Origin of the sequence: Halobaculum sp. P14 (assembly GCF_051195155.1) — an archaeon.
Classification (GTDB): Archaea; Halobacteriota; Halobacteria; order Halobacteriales; family Haloferacaceae; genus JBNTKA01.
The window spans coordinates 1-929 of record NZ_JBNTKB010000011.1 but is presented as its reverse complement, the minus strand read 5'-3'; the positions used below and the strand labels follow the sequence as shown (position 1 = coordinate 929).

At 58.4% G+C, this 929-nt stretch carries 1 protein-coding gene; it reads left to right on the top strand.

Annotated features, from left to right (window positions below; genetic code table 11):
• Positions 1-75 precede the first annotated feature (75 nt).
• On the top strand, positions 76-900 hold the full coding sequence (locus ACQUS7_RS14550) for an IS5 family transposase (RefSeq protein ID WP_435147964.1): 825 nt from the start codon (positions 76-78) through the stop codon (positions 898-900).
• The last annotated feature ends 29 nt before the right edge of the window (positions 901-929 follow it).

Genomic DNA, 929 nt, shown 5'->3' with positions numbered 1-929 from the left:
TGCCGTGTTGAATAGCGATCTAATCGGCTTATATCACGGAGTAGAAGGACGAAGCCGAGGAAATCGATTCTGTCCATGGAAGTCGATCTCCTCGACTTCGTTGAGCAGTGTCGGCACCTAGTCAAACAAGCGTTGGGGAAGCACGCGGGCGAGCCCGCCAGCGGCGGGTTCGCCCGCTGGAAGCACGTCGTTCTGCACTGTCTTCGGCTCGAAGACGGCCACAGCTACCGTGAAACGCCGAATCGGCTGAAGTATATGGCCGAGATTCGTGACGCACTCGGCTTAGATCGGGACGACCTCCCGGACTACAGCACGATCTACAAGTCGTTCGACCGGCTGAAAATGTGGGTGTGGCGGGCGCTGCTGCGCGTTTCAGCGCAGCAGCACCCGCAGTCTGGCCACGCAGCACTCGACAGCACGTTCTTCGACCGCCGCTCAGCCTCGTCGTACTACCGCCAGCGGTCGGGAAGTAACGTCCAAACGCTGAAAGTCACGACACTAACCGATAGAGAGTCACTCGCCGTTCTTGACGTACACATCTCTGCCCGGTGGAAACATGATACGAAGACCGGGCCGCAGGTCGTCCGCCGGAACGCGGACGACCTGCTGTCCGTGGCTGCTGACAAAGCCTTCCACAACTGGGTCACGAAGTACGAGTTCTACGCGCTCGGTGTCGAGCCACTCATCTTACAGCGTGGGTCAAAGCCGTTGACACTAGGACACAACGCGCTCATTCGGGCAAAAGGCTACTCTCAGCGCTGGATGGCCGAGACTTCATATTCGACGACGAAGCGCTCGCTCGGCGATGCCGTGCGAGCGCTGGGCTGGTATCGGCAGTTCCGTGAAATCGTCCTTATGTTCGCCATCTCCAACATAGAACCTCTCTGTGAGCCACTCTAACCGTGACTCAGCACCTATTCAACACGGCA

Excerpts from the sequence above, each read along its gene's own strand:
- ACQUS7_RS14550 (WP_435147964.1), top strand. The coding sequence starts at position 76 with ATGGAAGTCGATCTCCTCGACTTCGTTGAGCAGTGTCGGCACCTAGTC.